This window comes from Agrobacterium tumefaciens, from assembly GCF_013318015.2.
GTDB classification, from domain to species: Bacteria; Pseudomonadota; Alphaproteobacteria; order Rhizobiales; family Rhizobiaceae; genus Agrobacterium; species Agrobacterium tumefaciens.
This window is the reverse complement of sequence record NZ_CP115841.1, coordinates 2,731,938-2,747,514: the sequence shown is the minus strand read 5'-3', so window position 1 is coordinate 2,747,514 and position 15,577 is coordinate 2,731,938. Positions and strand designations below refer to the sequence as shown.

General features: G+C 58.0%; 17 protein-coding genes. 6 read left to right on the top strand and 11 right to left on the bottom strand.

What is annotated here, in order from left to right:
• Position 1: 1 nt before the first annotated feature.
• Positions 2–1,003 carry an aldo/keto reductase gene (locus G6L97_RS13350; RefSeq protein WP_174002569.1) on the top strand — a complete coding sequence of 334 codons (1,002 nt, stop codon included), beginning with the start codon at positions 2–4 and terminating at the stop codon, positions 1,001–1,003.
• A 55-nt stretch (positions 1,004–1,058) separates the two neighbouring features.
• Here G6L97_RS13350 and pheT read toward each other — a convergent pair whose 3' ends face one another.
• From pheT to infC, 6 genes are all read right to left on the bottom strand, one after another.
• Positions 1,059–3,482, bottom strand: coding sequence for a phenylalanine--tRNA ligase subunit beta (pheT, locus tag G6L97_RS13345; RefSeq protein ID WP_111782882.1), 2,424 nt, complete (start codon positions 3,480–3,482; stop codon positions 1,059–1,061).
• Between the two features lie 24 nt (positions 3,483–3,506).
• Complete coding sequence (gene pheS, locus G6L97_RS13340) at positions 3,507–4,589, bottom strand: phenylalanine--tRNA ligase subunit alpha (RefSeq protein WP_025592180.1); 1,083 nt, start codon at positions 4,587–4,589, stop codon at positions 3,507–3,509.
• A complete protein-coding gene (locus tag G6L97_RS13335; protein ID WP_111782883.1) occupies positions 4,582–5,460 on the bottom strand; it encodes a lipopolysaccharide kinase InaA family protein in 879 nt (292 codons plus the stop codon). Before G6L97_RS13335 ends, pheS begins: the two co-directional genes overlap by 8 nt.
• Before the next feature lie 165 nt (positions 5,461–5,625).
• Positions 5,626–6,030 (bottom strand): 50S ribosomal protein L20, encoded by a 405-nt coding sequence (rplT, locus tag G6L97_RS13330; RefSeq protein ID WP_003514622.1) that lies wholly within the window; start codon positions 6,028–6,030, stop codon positions 5,626–5,628.
• A 40-nt stretch (positions 6,031–6,070) separates the two neighbouring features.
• Entirely contained in the window at positions 6,071–6,274 is a 204-nt protein-coding gene (gene rpmI, locus G6L97_RS13325; RefSeq protein WP_003493355.1) for a 50S ribosomal protein L35, read from the bottom strand.
• 194 nt (positions 6,275–6,468) lie between these two features.
• Positions 6,469–7,005, bottom strand: coding sequence for a translation initiation factor IF-3 (infC, locus tag G6L97_RS13320; protein WP_060641871.1), 537 nt, complete (start codon positions 7,003–7,005; stop codon positions 6,469–6,471).
• Between the two features lie 187 nt (positions 7,006–7,192).
• Between infC and G6L97_RS13315 the strand changes: the two genes are divergently transcribed.
• Both G6L97_RS13315 and G6L97_RS13310 read left to right on the top strand, forming a co-directional pair.
• Positions 7,193–7,981, top strand: a complete 789-nt coding sequence (locus G6L97_RS13315) for an alpha/beta hydrolase (protein WP_111782884.1) — start codon at positions 7,193–7,195, stop codon at positions 7,979–7,981.
• A 118-nt stretch (positions 7,982–8,099) separates the two neighbouring features.
• Positions 8,100–8,714 carry a transglutaminase-like cysteine peptidase gene (locus G6L97_RS13310; RefSeq protein ID WP_003514617.1) on the top strand — a complete coding sequence of 205 codons (615 nt, stop codon included), beginning with the start codon at positions 8,100–8,102 and terminating at the stop codon, positions 8,712–8,714.
• A gap of 63 nt (positions 8,715–8,777) precedes the next feature.
• Here the strand turns inward: G6L97_RS13310 and mbfA are convergent, their stop codons facing one another.
• Positions 8,778–9,761: an iron exporter MbfA gene (gene mbfA, locus G6L97_RS13305; RefSeq protein WP_003514615.1), complete on the bottom strand. Its 984-nt coding sequence runs from the start codon at positions 9,759–9,761 to the stop codon at positions 8,778–8,780.
• Positions 9,762–9,901: 140 nt separating this feature from the next.
• Here mbfA and G6L97_RS13300 point away from each other — a divergent pair, with 140 nt between their 5' ends.
• Together G6L97_RS13300 and G6L97_RS13295 are read left to right on the top strand one after the other, a co-directional pair.
• Positions 9,902–10,375, top strand: coding sequence for a group III truncated hemoglobin (locus G6L97_RS13300; RefSeq protein WP_111782885.1), 474 nt, complete (start codon positions 9,902–9,904; stop codon positions 10,373–10,375).
• A gap of 138 nt (positions 10,376–10,513) precedes the next feature.
• Positions 10,514–11,617, top strand: a complete 1,104-nt coding sequence (locus tag G6L97_RS13295) for a TRAP transporter substrate-binding protein (protein ID WP_003514611.1) — start codon at positions 10,514–10,516, stop codon at positions 11,615–11,617.
• A gap of 3 nt (positions 11,618–11,620) precedes the next feature.
• Here the strand turns inward: G6L97_RS13295 and G6L97_RS13290 are convergent, their stop codons facing one another.
• On the bottom strand, positions 11,621–12,709 hold the full coding sequence (locus tag G6L97_RS13290; protein WP_065703678.1) for a helix-turn-helix transcriptional regulator: 1,089 nt from the start codon (positions 12,707–12,709) through the stop codon (positions 11,621–11,623).
• A gap of 143 nt (positions 12,710–12,852) precedes the next feature.
• Between G6L97_RS13290 and G6L97_RS13285 the strand changes: the two genes are divergently transcribed.
• Positions 12,853–13,929 carry an alpha/beta hydrolase family protein gene (locus tag G6L97_RS13285; protein ID WP_111782886.1) on the top strand — a complete coding sequence of 359 codons (1,077 nt, stop codon included), beginning with the start codon at positions 12,853–12,855 and terminating at the stop codon, positions 13,927–13,929.
• A gap of 10 nt (positions 13,930–13,939) precedes the next feature.
• Here G6L97_RS13285 and G6L97_RS13280 read toward each other — a convergent pair whose 3' ends face one another.
• The 3 genes from G6L97_RS13280 to G6L97_RS13270 form a co-directional block, all read right to left on the bottom strand.
• The gene (locus G6L97_RS13280; protein ID WP_080799743.1) at positions 13,940–14,458 is read right to left on the bottom strand and encodes a GNAT family N-acetyltransferase; all 519 of its coding nucleotides are present in this window, start codon (positions 14,456–14,458) and stop codon (positions 13,940–13,942) included.
• A 22-nt stretch (positions 14,459–14,480) separates the two neighbouring features.
• Positions 14,481–15,062, bottom strand: coding sequence for a helix-turn-helix domain-containing protein (locus G6L97_RS13275; RefSeq protein ID WP_065703672.1), 582 nt, complete (start codon positions 15,060–15,062; stop codon positions 14,481–14,483).
• 95 nt (positions 15,063–15,157) lie between these two features.
• The gene (locus G6L97_RS13270; RefSeq protein ID WP_035197705.1) at positions 15,158–15,559 is read right to left on the bottom strand and encodes a ketosteroid isomerase-related protein; all 402 of its coding nucleotides are present in this window, start codon (positions 15,557–15,559) and stop codon (positions 15,158–15,160) included.
• Positions 15,560–15,577: the final 18 nt, after the last annotated feature.

Sequence of the window (15,577 nt, the reverse complement as noted above, 5' to 3'; positions counted from 1 at the left end):
GATGAAAAAAAGAACTCTCGGAAACAACCTTTCCGTTTCGGCGCTTGGCCTCGGCTGCATGGGCATGACCCATGCCTATAGCCCGACCGGCGACGAAAATAGTGCAATAGCGACGCTGCACCGCGCCGTCGAACTCGGTGTCACTTTTTTTGACACGGCAGAGGTCTATGGGCCCTACAACAACGAAATCCTCGTCGGCAAGGGTTTGAAGCCCTATCGCGACAATGTGGTCATAGCTACCAAGTTCGGTTTCAAAATCGACGCTAGCAAACCCGCAGGCCAGATGATGGTGGGTACCGACAGCCGCCCGGAAAATGTGCGCGCCGTCGCCGAAGCCTCTCTCAAACGCCTAGGCGTCGACACCATAGACTTGTTCTACCAGCATCGCGTCGATCCGGATGTCCCAATCGAAGATACGGTCGGCGCCATGGCGGAACTGGTCCGGCAGGGCAAGGTGAAACATCTAGGCCTTTCGGAAGCGAGTGCCGAAACACTTCGTAAGGCGCATTCCACTCACCCGATCGCTGCCATACAGAGCGAATATTCGTTGTGGACCCGCGATGTGGAGGAAAACGGCGTGCTGGAAACATGCCGCGAACTCGGTATCGGTTTCGTCCCCTTCAGCCCGCTCGGGCGTGGTGCCCTGACGGGCGCGCTGAAGTCGCTCGACGGACTTGCATCCGACGATTTCCGCCGCGGCCTGCCGCGCTTCCAAAGTGAAAACTTCGATGCCAATCTGGCGCTCATCAAGCTTCTGGAAGATATGGCTGCCGAAAAGGGTGTTACCGCCGGGCAACTGGCGCTGGCCTGGGTGCTGGCGCAGGGTGACTTTATCGTTCCGATCCCCGGTACGACGAAAATCGCCAATCTTGAGACAAACGTGGCGGCAGCGGATGTATCGCTGACGGCAGAAGAAGTCGCCAGCCTTGGCGCGTTGCTTTCTCCAGCAAAGGTTGCCGGCCAACGATATCCCGAGCGTATGTCCCAGATGGCGAACCGCTAAAAACAAAAAAGCCGAGGCGACTGCCTCGGCTTTTTCAATTCATGGAAACAGAGCTTTACGCTCTCAGCACGCCGCCCGTCGATTTCTCGACATTACCGACGATCTTTGCGGTCAGCGCCTCGAAATCCTCGTCCGTCAGCGTCTTGTCGACCGGCTGGATCTGAACTTCAATGGCGATGGACTTTCGGCTTTCGCCAAGCGATGCACCTTCGAAGACGTCAAAGACATTGACGCCGGTGATCAGCTTCCGATCAGCGCTTGTTGCAGCCTTGATGATGGCGCCTGCCTCGACCGACTTGTCGACCACGAAGGCGAAGTCGCGCTTGACCGCCTGGAAGGGCGAAAGCTCAAGGGCCGGCTTTGTGCGGGTCGCCTTCTTCTTCGGCTCCGGCATGGCGTCGAGATAGATCTCGAAACCGCTATAGACACCGGAAACATCCAGCTCTGACAGAGTCTTCGGGTGGAATTCACCGAAATAGCCGAGCACGACCTTCGGACCCATCTTGATGGTGCCGGAGCGGCCAGGGTGATACCAGCCGGGAGCGCCGGCCTCGATCTGCACATTGGCCATCGGCAGGCCGCAGGCTTCGAGCACCGAAAGCGCATCGGCCTTGGCGTCATAGACATCCACCGGCTTGCCGCCGCCCTTTGTGGCATTGGACCACATGCGGCCGCTTCCTGCGAGCGAGGCCGTGCCACGGCGTACACCGCCGGCAACACGGCGCTGGGTGTCTGGCGTGTCACCCTCATAGGTGCCGGAGACCTCGAAGATTGCCACATCGCCATGGCCCTTGTCGGCATTGCGCTGTGCTGCGGTCAGAAGGCCCGGCAGAAGCGAAGGACGCATATCCGACATATCAGCCGCGATGGGGTTGGCCAGTTTCAGAGCGGGCGAACCGCCACCGAAAAGCTTCGCGTGAGCTTCCGGGATGAAGGACCACGTGACGGCCTCCAGCATGCCACGGCTGGCAAGCGCACGGCGCGCGGTGCGGGTGCGCACCTGCAGCGTCGTCAAGATGCGGCGGTTGACGGCACCGAAGCTCTCCAGCGGTTGCGGCTTGATGTTGTCGACGCCATGAATGCGCATGACCTCTTCCACCAGATCGGCCTTGCCGTCGACATCCGGGCGCCAGGACGGCACGGTGACGGAAACACGCTCGCCCGTTCCCTCGATGCCGAAACCGAGACCCTTGAGAATGGCCAGGCTTTCTTCCGCCGAAACTTCTAGGCCGGTCAGACGCTTCACTTCCGAGAGCGGAAAATCAACGACCTTGGGCTGATGCCCCTTGTAACCGACGACCTTGGCTTCGCCGGCAACGCCGCCGCAGAGTTCCAGAACCAGTTCGGTGGTGCGTTCCAGACCCGGAACCATATATTCCGGATCGACGCCGCGCTCGAAGCGATAACGGGCATCGGTGATGATGCCCAGCGAACGGCCGGTCTTGGCGATGTTGATCGGATCCCAGAGAGCGGACTCGATCAACACGTCAACGGTGTTTTCATCACAGCCGGAGTGTTCACCGCCCATGACGCCGCCGATGGACTCGAGGCCCTTTTCGTCAGCGATGACGACATTGTTCGGGCCGAGCTTGTATTCGCGCTGATCAAGCGCGAGGATCGTCTCACCCTCCTTCGCACGGCGGACCGTCAGATCACCTTTGACCTTGGCGGCATCGAAGACATGCATCGGCCGGCCCTGATCGAAAGTCATGTAGTTGGTGATGTCCACGAGCGCATTGATGGGACGCAGGCCGATCGCCATCAGACGTTGCTGCATCCACTTCGGGCTCGGGCCGTTCTTCACACCGCGCACGATGCGCAGCGAAAAGCCGGGGCAGAGCGCCGCGTCATCCAGCTCCAGCTTCACGTCGACCGGGGTTGAGCCTTCGACCTTGAAGGACGGCGCTGGCTTGGTCTTGAGCTTGCCGAGACCGGAAGCGGCGAGATCGCGCGCGATTCCATAGATCGAGGTGCAATCCGGGCGGTTTGGCGTCAGATTGATCTCGATGACCGGATCGTCAAGTCCGGCATAGGTCGCGAAAGAAGTGCCGACCGGCGCGTCTTCCGGCAGATCGATGATGCCGTCGTGATCGTCGGAAATGTTCAGCTCTTTTTCGGAGCACATCATGCCATGGCTTTCGACACCGCGTATCTTGCCGACGGCAAGCGTGACATCGATGCCCGGCACGTAAACGCCAGGACGCGCCAGCGCACCGACAAGGCCGGCGCGCGCATTCGGTGCGCCGCAGACGATCTGCACCGGCTTGCCGTCACCGGCATCCACCATCAACACCTTGAGGCGGTCGGCCTCGGGATGTTTTTCGGCGGAGACGACCTTGGCAATGACGAAAGGCTTATAGGCCGCCTTGTCGTCGACGTCCTCGACCTCAAGCCCGATTGCCGTCAACCGTTCGCAAATCTCGTCCAGCGTCGCATCCGTTTCGAGATGCTCTTTCAGCCAGGAAAGAGTGAATTTCATGTCTTTGCTCCTTGGCTAACCGGATTAAACGCTCAAACCGCCGAACAGCGTCGGTATGTCGAGCGGGCGGAAGCCGTAGTGGTTCATCCAGCGGACATCGGCGTTGAAGAAATCACGCAGGTCCGGCATGCCGTATTTCAGCATGGCGATGCGGTCGAGGCCCATGCCCCAGGCAAAGCCCTGATATTCATCCGGGTCCAGACCGCCGGCGCGCAGCACATTCGGGTGCACCATGCCGCAGCCAAGGATTTCCATCCAGTCGTTGCCTTCGCCGAACTTGACGATCGGGCCGGAGCGGTCGCACTGAATATCCACCTCGAAGCTCGGCTCCGTGAAGGGGAAGAACGACGGGCGGAAGCGCATGACAACGCTATCCACCTCAAAGAAGGTCTTGCAGAACTCTTCAAGTACCCAGCGCAGATTGCCAACATGCGCCTTCTTGTCGATCACCAGACCTTCGACCTGATGGAACATCGGCGAATGGGTGGCATCGGAATCCTGACGATAGGTCTTGCCCGGAATGACGATGCGGATCGGCGGCTTCTGGCTTTCCATGGTGCGGATCTGCACCGGCGAGGTGTGCGTGCGCAGCACCTTGCGCTCGCCGTTTTCATCCGGCTGGAAGAAGAAGGTGTCATGCATTTCGCGGGCCGGATGGCCTTCGGGGAAATTCAGCGCCGTGAAGTTGTAATAGTCCGTTTCGATATCCGGACCTTCGGCGATCGAGAAGCCCATATCCGCAAAGATCGCGGTGATTTCATCGACGATCTGGCTGATCGGATGAATGCGGCCGCGCTCGGTCGGAGATTGGCGGACCGGCAGGCTGACATCAAGCGTTTCCGCCTTCAGGCGGGCGGCAATCGCAGCATCTTTCAGGCCACTCTTGCGTTCACCGATCAGGTCGGTGATTTCAGTCTTGAGCTGGTTGATGGCAGCGCCCCGGGTCTGGCGCTCTTCCGGCGTCATCGACCCCAGCGTCTTCAGAAGCTCCGAAACCGAGCCCTTCTTGCCAAGCGCGGAGACGCGCACGGCTTCGATGGCCGGCTCATCGGCGGCGGCGGCGATCTCCGACATCAGTTGCGATTTCAAGGTATCAAGTTCAGTCATCTTTTCCTGCCTTGCCGGTATTTTTAACAGCGGCTTCGGGGTTCACAGCATTCATCAGATAGTCGGTCGCCATGATAAAGCGTCGCAGATCACTACCCATCCGCACGCGCCCGATCAACCGGGCAAGCGGTAAAAATCGCCCCAGAATGCCGATCAGACGGCACAATTCTTCAAGCGCCCGCGGCGGGGCGTTTTCACGCCAGCGGGCAAAGGCGGCGTCGCAGGTTTTAGGCGCATCGCAGGCGCGGGTCGCGACCTGCAAAAACAGCAGCCAGATATCGCGCGCCTGCGCCGTCTCCAGCGGCATGACCTCCTGAGGGCGCTCCTCGAAATCCATGAAACCGATACGGTCGTCTTTTAAAAAGAAGTCACGCACATGCGGGCGGCCGTGGCAGAGGCCCGCCGCATGCAGCTCGCCAAGCGCTTCTGCGGATTTCACAAGCAAGGCGTCATGTCGCACCGGATCGGACGCCTTTAGCGCATCCATCCGCTCCATGAGCGTCGGACCGACATCTCCCAGCACCATTGCTGTGCGCGACGAGTAGATCAGCGGCGGAACCGGGAAACCGCCTTGCTGGAACTGCTGCAACGTTTCCAGCTCTCGCTGCATGAGGCCGGCGCCGTCCAGCGGTTCAGAAGGGCGAAGAAAAGCATAAGGCAGAAGTTTTGACAGCAGCTTCTGCATTTTCATCCACCAGGTCACACGTTCCGTGCCCTGCCGTTTGATCCAAACCGTCAATTGCGAGAGCTCGACCTTTTGAATGCGCCGGTCACTTTTCAGGAGGACGCGCATCAGGGTTGCGATGTCGTCATCGTCGAGATGAACGCGAAAGCCTTCTGCTTCCACAACCTGAATTTTATTGACCAGCATTTCCGTCCACCAAGGATTTCGCTTCAAACGGCGTGAATACTCCAACTCTTCTAAATTTCTAAATTAAAAAACGCCGATATAGCTGTATCAGAAACTGAAAACGAAAAACCCGCGCCGGAGGACCGGCGCGGGTTTCAAATGAACAACAGATTGTCCGCGCCGTAATTACTTTACAGCGGTTTCAAACTCGTTGGTCGTACCAGCTTCCTTGAGGTACTCAAGAGCCTTCTTCGCGGTCTCGACGAGCACGCCGAATGCTGCCGGCTCATGGATAGCCATGTCGGACAGAACCTTGCGGTCAACTTCGATGCCAGCCTTGTTCAGGCCGTCGATGAAGCGGCCGTAGGTCAGGCCGAATTCGCGAACAGCAGCGTTGATACGCTGGATCCACAGAGCGCGGAAGTTGCGCTTGTTGACCTTGCGGTCGCGGTAAGCGTACTGCTTGGAACGATCCACGGCAGCCTTAGCTGCGCGGATGGTGTTCTTGCGGCGGCCGTAGAAGCCCTTGGCTGCCTTGAGTGTCTTGGTGTGCTTGGCGCGGGAAGTTACGCCACGTTTTACGCGTGCCATGTCATGATCTCCTTAAAGTGTCCAAAAGTGCGGAAAAGTCTCAGAGACCGTTCGGCAGGTAGTTCTTGACGACTTTTTTGCCGTCAGCTTCGGCGAGAACCATGGTTCCACGCGCGTCGCGAATGAACTTGTTGGTACGCTTGATCATGCCGTGGCGCTTACCGGCGGCGGCTGCAACAACCTTGCCGGTGGCGGTGATCTTGAACCGCTTTTTTGCAGCGGACTTCGTCTTCATCTTGGGCATTTTGCTACTCCGTGTTTTTGTATCGAAACAGGCAGACGAGGCCTATTTCAAGCTATTCAGGAACGGCCTCGGCATGCCCTGCCGGACCGTTCGGACGCGCGCTTATAACCGCAGTCGGTTAAAAGCGCAACGGGGAATACGAACTTCCCCTTGCGGTGGTGCTTCATGCCGCCCGGGCGGCGTGCGCGAAAGAGTTATTTCGGCGCGAGAACCATCATCATCTGACGGCCTTCCAGCTTCGGCTCGGCTTCAACCTTGGCAATCGCCTGGGTATCTTCCTTCACCTGGAGGAGAAGCTTCATGCCGAGTTCCTGGTGGGCCATTTCGCGGCCGCGGAACTTCAGCGTCACCTTCACCTTGTCACCTTCGTCAAAGAAACGGTTCATCGCCTTCATCTTCACGTCATAGTCATGCGTGTCGATGTTGGGGCGCATCTTGATTTCCTTGACCTCGACGATCTTCTGTTTCTTGCGCGCTTCAGCGGCTTTTTTCTGGGTCGAGTATTTAAGCTTGCCGAGATCGAGGATCTTGCATACCGGCGGTTCAGCGTTCGGCGAAATCTCAACGAGATCGAGACCGGCATCCTCCGCCATTTTCAAAGCCTGGTCCGTCGGCATGCTACCGAGGTTCTGGCCCTCTTCATCAATAAGCTGAACTCTGGGAACCCGGATTTCCCGGTTGGAGCGCGGGCCCTCCTTGACGGGGGCATCGGCTTTGAAAGGTCTGCGAATGGTCGTATTCTCCTGATCTGTTTCTGGATCACATCGGCAAAAAACAGCTTGTTTGGTACAAGCGGCGGAAATGTCGTTATTGCCGTGGCGAAGTCAATAGCATATCTGCCCGAAAAGATCACCTGTTGTCACGGTTTTTGCAAATACGTCGCCTTTGTTGCGCGAAATTCAGGAGAATTGCATATACATGACTGAACAAGCCGCTGAATTCCTGCGTGTAGGCATGGGCGACGACGCCCGCGACATCGCCGTCCTTCACCGCCCGTCAACTTCACGAGAAGATGCACCCACGCTTGTCTGGCTCGGCGGTTACCGTTCCGACATGACGGGAACCAAGGCGGTGGAACTCGACCGCTTTGCGGCGGAAAACGGCATTGCGTGCCTGCGGCTCGATTATTCCGGGCACGGCGCTTCCGGCGGTGACTTCAAAAAGGGCACGATTTCAAGATGGCGGGAAGAGGCACTTGCCGTCGTGCGCGAAAAGGCGCCATCGCGCGTCGTCCTTATTGGTTCGTCGATGGGTGGATGGATTGCGCTGCGCATGGTTGAGGAACTGCGCAAGGCCGGCGGCACGCCGTCCGTCGCTGGTCTGGTCCTCATTGCGCCAGCCCCCGATTTCACGGCGGACCTGATAGAGCCGAGCCTCACGGATGCGGAAAAACGGTCGCTTGAAGAAAAAGGTTATTTCGAGGAACATTCGGAATACAGCCCCGAGCCAAACATCTTTACGCGCGCGCTGATGGAAGACGGGCAGCAGAACCGCGTCCTCACCGGCATCATTACCACGGGCTGCCCGGTTCACATCCTGCAGGGAATGCGCGATCCCGATGTTCCCTATCAGCATGCGCTGAAGCTCCTCGAACATCTTCCTGCCGACGACGTCGTCTTGACGCTGATCCGCGATGGCGACCACCGGCTGTCCCGGCCGCAGGATATCGACAGGATGCTGGCTGCCGTCAAAGCCCTTGCAACATAGGCATTTGCGCAACGATCTTAACCATATTTAACGAGTCTTGCGCGCCGCCGATGGCTAGTGATTGACTCCTGACCCCCAACCCTCTTAACTTTTCGTTAAGAATTAAGGGACGGGTTTCATGATGAACGCACCGCTGGCGCGTGCGCTGCTGTTTGCAGTTGCCGCCGGGCTATTGACTGCTGCCTCCGCCGTGGCGGAAACCAAGGGAAGCCCTTCCATGGTGACGGGTGGGATCACATCCCAGCCGATCGGCCATTATGAGTTCTGTCAGAAATACGCGAGCGAGTGCAACATTCGAAGCAAGCTGACGCCGCCGCCACGCGTCACCGAGTATGGCTGGGGTGTGGTTCGCGAGATCAACACATCCGTCAACACCTCGATCGTCGCCATGACCGACATGGAAATCTACGGCAAGGAAGAAGTCTGGGAATATCCCACGACCGCTGGCGATTGTGAGGACTTCGTGCTGCTGAAGCGCAAGAAGCTGATCGAGCGTGGGTTTTCCGTTGCTGACCTGCTAATTACTGTCGTGCGCAAGCCTGATGGCGAGGGCCACGCCGTGCTGACGCTCCGCACCACCGATGGCGATTATATTCTCGACAATCTCACCGACGACGTGAAGCTCTGGACCGACACCAACTACACTTATCTGAAGCGGCAGGCGTCCTTCAATTCGGGCCGCTGGGTTTCCATCGAGGATGGCCGCGACGTTCTGGTCGGCGCATTGCGCTGATCGGCAGATATTATAGGCTCAATGCAGAAAGCCCGCAGCAAACGCTGCGGGCTTTATTATTCACTAGGCGTTGCCGATGATGATACCGGCGGCCAGCACCAGCGAACCGCCGAGCACTACCTGAAACACTGCCCGCAGGAACGGCGTTTCCATGAAGCGGTTCTGAATAAAGGCGATGGCCCAGAGTTCCACGAAGACGACGACCGCGGCGATGGCCGTTGCTGTCCAGAAATGCGGAATGAGATAGGGCAGCGCATGGCCAAGGCCACCAACGGCCGTCATGATGCCTGAGGCGAGACCGCGCTTTACCGGAGAGCCACGACCGGAAAGCTTGCCATCATCATGGGCCGCCTCGGTGAAGCCCATGGAAATACCCGCGCCAACGGAGGCCGAAAGACCGATCAGGAAGGTTTGCCACGTATCCTGCGTGGCGAAGGCGGCTGCGAAGATCGGCGCCAGCGTCGATACGGAACCATCCATCAGTCCCGCAAGACCCGGCTGCACGAAGGTCAGAAGAAATTGCCGCTTTGCGGTTTCCGCCTCTTCTGTCTTGCCGTTTTCGTCGAGATGTTTCTCTTCCAGCATCTGCGCGATGTCTTCGTGACCACGCTCCGCCTCGGCCAGATCGCCGAGCAGCTTGCGGGTCGAGGCATCGCTGGTGCGCTTGACAGCCTCATCGTAAAAACGGATCGCCTGGGCCTCCATCAATTCCGCCTGCGCACGAATTTTGTCAAGCGACAGGTTCTTCACCAGCCAGTCCGGCGTGCGCTCGTAAAAGCCACGCACATGCTCACGGCGGATCAGGGGGATCGTTTCCCCAAATCGCCTGCGGTGCATGTCGATCAGCACGTTTCGATGCTGCTGCTCCACCTCGGCCATATCATCGAAGATTTTTGCGGATTGCGGATATTGCGCGCGCAGATGATCGGCATAGGAGCGGTAGATGCGGGAATCGTCTTCTTCGGACGAGATGGCAAGTGCGAGGATTTCCTGTTCGCCAAGCGAGGAGAACGGGCGTTTGGACAGGGAAAAAAGACTGCGGAACATGACTGGAACCTCTTTAGAATAATTCTAAATACATCCTGATCACGTCACAATCAAGCCTTTTAGAATTATTCTAATATGCCAAAGGGTCGCATTGCGGAGTGTCGAAGAGCCACGTAGGTTCTGCCGCAAAAGGAAGCACAATGCAGGACCAGATCGCGGCAAAGGCCGCCCACAACGCGGAAATTCAGAACAGGGCGGAAAAGGCCATGGCGGCTATCGGCATCGACGCCGGTTTCGTCGACCTGCTGGTCGAGACATTTTACGCCCGCGTTCTGGAACATCCCACGCTGGGCCCTGTCTTCGATGCGCGGCTTTCCGGGCGCTGGCCGGAGCATATGGCCAGGATGAAACAGTTCTGGGCCGCCGTCGCCTTCAAGAATGGCGGCTACGGCGGCAAGCCGGTGCAGGCGCATCTTGGCGTAAAAGGCATGTCGGCGGAACTGTTCCCGCAATGGCTGGCGCTTTTTTCGGCCACCCTTGACGATATCGCGCCGAGCCCACAAGCCCATAGCTGCTTCATGGAAACTGCGGAACGTATCGCAAAAAGCCTGACGCTTTCGCTGTTTTATAATCCTGCAATGGATGATCCGGCGTTAAAACGCATGCATCCGTAGCCCCATCCGGGCGATGATAGCAGGCCCGGCAAGTTCAAATATTCCCCTTGATGGCCGCGAGGATAAATGTTTAGTAGCCAGTGGGAGGCGTACCGTACGGTTCGCCTGTAATATGCAGACATATCAGGGCTTATCGACATGGATCGCAGATCATTTATTCGCAAGGCGGGCGCTGTTGGTGCCGGTGTTACCGCAACCGTGCTGGCCGCTCCGGCCATTGCGCAGGAAAACCCCAAAATCACCTGGCGCATGACGTCGTCATTCACCAAGGGCCTCGACATTCTATTCGGTGCCGGCCAGATCGTCGCCGATCATGTCAAGGAAGCATCCGGCGGCAACTTCGTCATCCAGCATTTCGCCGGTGGCGAAATCGTGCCGGCGCTGCAGGCAGCGGATGCGGTGACGGCCGGAACCGTCGAAATGGCGCATACCTGCTCATACTACTATGTTGGCAAGGACCCGACCTTCGCGCTCGGGACCTCGGTTCCCTTCGGTCTCAATGCACGCCAGACGAATGCATGGTTCAACCAGGCGGGCGGCAACGAGTTGCTCAATGAGTTTCTTGCCCAGCACAATATCTACTCGATCCTGCTCGGCAATACCGGCGCCCAGATGGGCGGCTGGTTCCGCAAGGAAATCAACACCATCGATGACCTGAAGGGCTTGAAAATGCGCATTGCGGGCCTGACCGGCCAGGTGATGCAGAAGGTTGGCGTGACACCGCAGCAGATCGCCGGCGGCGATGTTTACGCTGCACTGGAAAAGGGCACCATCGATGCAACCGAATTCGTCGGTCCCTATGACGACCAGAAGCTCGGCTTCTACAAGGTTGCGAAATATTACTACTACCCCGCATGGTGGGAAGGTGGCCCAGCCGTTCATGCTTTCGTGAACCTGCAGAAGTTCAACGAGTTGCCGGAGAACTACAAGCGTATTCTGAAAGACGCCTGCGCCGCCGGCAGCGCCAGCATGCTGGAGCGTTATGACGCGCGCAATCCGAAGGCTCTGAAGGAACTCGTGGCGCAGGGCGCCATCCTGCGGCCGTTCAGCCAGGAAATCCTCGATGTCTGCCACAAGGCGGCGCAGGACACCTATGCCGAGATTTCGGCCAAGAACGAGAGCTTCAAGAAGATCTACGAAAGCCAGCAGGCGTTCAAGAAGGACGCCTATCTCTGGGCACAGATCGCCGAATATACCTATGACACCTATATGATGATCCAGCAGCGCAACGGCACGCTCTGATCCTCATTTCAGGATCTTCAAACGGCCATCCGGCATCTGCCGGGTGGCCGTTTTTGTATTCGACACCAGCTTCCACACCTCGCGTTCACGCCAGTCCATCGGGCTCATGCCGGTGACGCGGCGAAATTCCCGGTTGAAGTTGGATTTGGTCTGAAAGCCGGAAGACAGCATGATCGCAGTGACCGACTGATCCGTCTCCTCCAGCAGCCGGCAGGCTTCGCGGATGCGCAGCTGGTTGACATATTGCGAGACGTTAACGCCGAGCGAGCGATTGATCGCGCCCGAGATTTGCCGGCTCGGCAGACCGAGACGTTTTGCGAGCCGTGACAGGTTTAGGTTCTCATCGCGGTAGAGCGTGTGGGTCTCCATCAAGCGATCAAGCCTTTCGACAACGTCCCGGTCCTGTTGTGAAGGCGCCGGTGAAGACAACTCCGCAGCAGGCTGGGCAGCCGTTTGCGGCGCTTTGCTTTTGCCGGCAAGTGCAGCCATGAGACCGATCAGCAGAAGCCCGAGAAGATTGGCATTGCTAACAAGTGCGGCGACATTTTCTCCATGCGCCCACTCGAAATCGAAAAACACCAGAAGATCGAAGAACGCGGAAACGCAGAGAGCGACCGCGGCGACAATGAGCGCCTTATGCGCAGATGCGACGCTGGCAAATTGCGCTTCGTCCAGCCCATCCGGCCCTTTTCTTGCCAAGAGAAGCAAGGCAATGGCGTGCCCGACAAAAATCACGATCAGCGCAAAATCGATCGCAACAGGAAGGACGAACTCCAGAAAGACGACGAAGAAAGGTGAAAGCACAAGACTGGCAAACATCGCCCTCCTGCTTTCAACTCCAACGCCCATCAGTCCGCGAAAGGCGATGTAGACGAGAGGCGGCAGGCAGGCAGCCAGAACAGGCAAAACATAACGCGCTTCGCTCACACCATATCCCCAGCGCAAGCCGACAAGAACGGACTGCACGGCGCAAAGCGCGATGAGCGCCAGAAACGCCCGGTTGGTTCGCATATCCTCTGCGCCTCGAAAGAAGACGATGAACATGACGACCAGCAGAAGTGCGACGACAAAAGGCAATGGAATGAAAAGCACGGATAACGATCCCGAAGCGATGAATTACCACCCATTCATGGACCAGATCGCGTTTCGGCACGACCTTTAACGCGATCAAGGACGCATTTATTCACCCTAGAAGGAAAACGGGAGCATCCACCTTGTCAAACGGAGAGGCTCTCATGACACTGAAAAACACCCTTGTCGCACTTCTGATGTGCGCGGCTTTTTCCCCGCAGGCATTTGCCGCAGAGGATGTCGGGCTTACCAGCATCCCAGTTTCTTCCAAGGCTCGCGACACAAACCTTGACGTTACGATCTGGTATCCGGCCAAAGGCGGAGACGGCATACCGGCGCTTTCCTCCGAGAACCGTATCTTTCAGGGAACGGCGGTTCGGAAGGACGCGACCATCAAGGACGGCCATTTCCCCCTCGTGTTGATTTCGCACGGGTCCGGCTCGCGCGCTGAAGGCATGGCCTGGATCGCCGCGAAACTCGCCAGCGAAGGTTTCATCGTCGCCGGAACCAATCATCCCGGCACGACCAGTGGTGACTCGACGCCTGCCGACACGCCGAAAATCTGGGAGCGGACCAACGATCTATCCACAATCGTCACGGCCTTGACGACGGACGCCACGTGGTCGGGTGCGATCGATGCGCAACGCATCGGTGTTCTCGGCTTTTCGCTGGGCGGTAGCGCGGCGATGGAGATTGCAGGTGCACGCGCCGATCTTGACGCCTATGTGCGCTATTGTGAAGAGAATGCAGCAATGATGGATTGCCAGTGGTTTGCCGGCGGCCGGGCCTATGTCAATAACGAGCCGGTCAGCGTACCGAAGGTCGATCTCAGAACCATCGACAAGACCCGTTTCGAGCAGCAGAACCGCGATCCACGCATCCGTTCCGCCGTGTTGGTCGATCCGGGTCTGGCGCTGGCGTTCCAGCCGGACAGCCTTAGACAAATCGATATTCCGCTGACCTTCATCAATCTTGGCAGCGAAGGTAAAATACCGCCCGCTGTCCTTGCCGACGAGCTTGCAGCACAAGTGCCTGCCTCTACTTACCAACAGGTTGACGAGGCCAACCATTTTAGCTTCCTGCCCCTTTGCAAGCCGGATGCCGACGCGTTTCTCAAATCCGTTGGCGAGCGCGATCCGATCTGCGAACCGGCCGGGCCCCGCGACCGTAAGGATATTCATGCACAGCTGGAAACGATGATCGTCAACGCCTTCAACCGCACGCTGAAGCCGGGTCAATAACAATAAAAACCTAGCCGATCCTTTTGTAAAACAGCGTCGTGCCGCAATAACGCCCGTCGGGAAAAAGCGCATAGTCGGGGATGACGCCGACGCGTTCCCAGCCAAGACGGGGATAAATTGCCTCCGCATCGCTACCCGTGGCCGTATCCAGCACCAAAAGGGTACGGCCACGTTTTGCCGCTTCCTGCTCCACCTTTTCCATGAGCTTTCGTGCAAGTCCCAGCCCGCGTGCCGACCGATGCACAAGAAGCTTCATCAGATCACCGCGATGTGGCTGGTTGGGCTTGGAGGCCAGACCGACCTGCACCGTGCCCACCACTTTATCGTTTACTTCCGCCACCACATGAATGGTGCTGCCTGCTTCCACGGCATCGGCTACATCCTGCCAGAACGGCTCGGCATCTTTTGGGGAGAAAGGCAGCATGAAACCGACAGACGCGCCGCCATTCACGCAGTCGGCGATAACGTCACAAAGTTCGGGCAAGGCATTGATCGTCTCTGCCCGGTTCAATACGCGGATGGTGGCCATTAATAACTCCTGTCGGGGAAAATCAGCGCTGTCTTTGATCCAGCACGACGGCATAACGGGCAGGTTTTTCTGAGGGATTGTGGAAGACATGTCCCTCACCCACCGGCATGAAAAGGCAATCGCCGGGTTCCAGCCGGTGCACGTCTCCACCGCTCGTCATCTCCAGCACACCTTCAAAAAGCCAGACATATTGCGTCATTCCGCGGCTTGCCGCATGCGGCGGGAAACCGACACGTGCGCCCGCCGGGAACTCGACCTCGACAATATCGACATCGGAACCGACGCGTGGCGGGGAGATGGCACGGCGCACATAACCGGTCTCCGGGTCTTTCCAGAGCTGCTGGTCACGCTTTTTCACCAGCGGTGAAACAGCCTCTTCGTCTTCGGCGAAAAAGCCGGAGAGCGACAGGCCTAGCGCTGCGCAGATGCGGGCAAGAAGCGAGGCCGTGGGGCTCGCCTCGCCACGTTCGATGCGCGAAATCATGGCGCGGCTGACGCCGGATTCGGCGGCGAGCCGGTCCAGGGTCAAACCATTTTCGGCGCGCAACGTCTTGATGCGGTCGCCGATAGAGCGTTCGAGAATATGATCTTCGTTTTCCATCATGCGAGAATACATTCTCACATGATGGAGTCAATATCTACCATAATGGAAATTGCGATCGCTTTTTTACCGCGGGTTCGGCGTGCGGCAAAGATGCATCAGGCAGCGACCTGGGCGATCCAATCGTTCAGATTATAGTAGTTCGTTACTCGACTAACTTTTCCATCTTTCAGGTCAAAGAATGCACCAGCCGGCAGGACGTATGTCTGGCCATCGGCTTCCGGCAGGCCTTCATCGGTTGCGAGATATTCGCCGTTCACGATGAATTCCGCAGAGGCGCGCTTGCCGTCCTCGCTCGCCATGATGACCATGTCGGTGAGGTTTTCCTTATAGCAGCGGTTCATGTGCTGCATGAAGGATGCAAAAGCAGGCTTTCCGGTCTGACGCTCGCCCTGATTGATGTCATGTACCACCTCGTCGTGAAGAAGCGCCAGAAAGGCATCCATGTCCTGACGGTTGAAGGCATCGTAGTAGGCGCGGATGGTCTCAGTGGCGGTCATTGTCTTCTCCGTTCAATG

Bases quoted from the DNA above. Each gene is read 5' to 3' on its own strand.
- pheT (WP_111782882.1), bottom strand. From the start codon at position 3,482: ATGAAATTCACTCTTTCCTGGCTGAAAGAGCATCTCGAAACGGATGCG.
- G6L97_RS13280 (WP_080799743.1), bottom strand. From the start codon at position 14,458: ATGGCCACCATCCGCGTATTGAACCGGGCAGAGACGATCAATGCCTTG.
- pheS (WP_025592180.1), bottom strand. From the start codon at position 4,589: ATGACTGAACTTGATACCTTGAAATCGCAACTGATGTCGGAGATCGCC.
- G6L97_RS13285 (WP_111782886.1), top strand. From the start codon at position 12,853: ATGACACTGAAAAACACCCTTGTCGCACTTCTGATGTGCGCGGCTTTT.
- G6L97_RS13270 (WP_035197705.1), bottom strand. From the start codon at position 15,559: ATGACCGCCACTGAGACCATCCGCGCCTACTACGATGCCTTCAACCGT.
- G6L97_RS13335 (WP_111782883.1), bottom strand. From the start codon at position 5,460: ATGCTGGTCAATAAAATTCAGGTTGTGGAAGCAGAAGGCTTTCGCGTT.
- G6L97_RS13275 (WP_065703672.1), bottom strand. From the start codon at position 15,062: ATGATGGAAAACGAAGATCATATTCTCGAACGCTCTATCGGCGACCGC.
- G6L97_RS13350 (WP_174002569.1), top strand. From the start codon at position 2: ATGAAAAAAAGAACTCTCGGAAACAACCTTTCCGTTTCGGCGCTTGGC.
- G6L97_RS13315 (WP_111782884.1), top strand. From the start codon at position 7,193: ATGACTGAACAAGCCGCTGAATTCCTGCGTGTAGGCATGGGCGACGAC.
- G6L97_RS13295 (WP_003514611.1), top strand. From the start codon at position 10,514: ATGGATCGCAGATCATTTATTCGCAAGGCGGGCGCTGTTGGTGCCGGT.
- rpmI (WP_003493355.1), bottom strand. From the start codon at position 6,274: ATGCCCAAGATGAAGACGAAGTCCGCTGCAAAAAAGCGGTTCAAGATC.
- G6L97_RS13310 (WP_003514617.1), top strand. From the start codon at position 8,100: ATGATGAACGCACCGCTGGCGCGTGCGCTGCTGTTTGCAGTTGCCGCC.
- mbfA (WP_003514615.1), bottom strand. From the start codon at position 9,761: ATGTTCCGCAGTCTTTTTTCCCTGTCCAAACGCCCGTTCTCCTCGCTT.
- G6L97_RS13300 (WP_111782885.1), top strand. From the start codon at position 9,902: ATGCAGGACCAGATCGCGGCAAAGGCCGCCCACAACGCGGAAATTCAG.
- rplT (WP_003514622.1), bottom strand. From the start codon at position 6,030: ATGGCACGCGTAAAACGTGGCGTAACTTCCCGCGCCAAGCACACCAAG.